The sequence below is a fragment of the Alsobacter metallidurans genome (assembly GCF_014636935.1).
GTDB classification, from domain to species: Bacteria; Pseudomonadota; Alphaproteobacteria; order Rhizobiales; family Beijerinckiaceae; genus Alsobacter; species Alsobacter metallidurans.
Window position 1 is genome coordinate 1 of the sequence record NZ_BMES01000008.1, and the last position, 609, is coordinate 609.

Sequence of the window (609 nt, forward strand, 5' to 3'; positions counted from 1 at the left end):
CGAGCATTGTTCATGAGAACGATCAAGTGTCATAAGGGCATTCGGTGGATGCCTTGGCGCTGAGAGGCGATGAAGGACGTGGTACGCTGCGATAAGCCTTGGGGAGCTGCGAACGAGCTTTGATCCGAGGATTTCCGAATGGGGAAACCCACCTTCGACCACTCTCATTGTGACCCAGTCGAGCAATCGTCTGGGTTGGATTGAGCGTGGTCAATGGAGGTATTTGTTCCTGAATCCATAGGGAACAAAGGCGAACCCGGGGAACTGAAACATCTAAGTACCCGGAGGAAAGGACATCAACGAGACTCCGTTAGTAGTGGCGAGCGAACGCGGACCAGGCCAGTGCTTTGTGTGATCGAACCGGAACCGTCTGGAAAGTCGGGCCTTAGCGGGTGATAGCCCCGTACGGGTGTTGAGATCATGAAGACATGAGTAGGGCGGGACACGTGAAATCCTGTCTGAACGTGGGGGGACCACCCTCCAAGCCTAAGTACTCCTCAGCGACCGATAGCGAACCAGTACCGTGAGGGAAAGGTGAAAAGCACCCCGACGAGGGGAGTGAAACAGCACCTGAAACCGGATGCCTACAAACAGTAGGAGCCCAAGGTT

The 609-nt window shown here is 54.8% G+C and carries 1 rRNA gene; it reads left to right on the plus strand.

Annotation, left to right across the window (positions count from 1 at the left end):
* Window positions 1-20: 20 nt before the first annotated feature.
* Window positions 21-609 (plus strand): 23S ribosomal RNA (locus IEV99_RS23645); the annotation flags it as partial.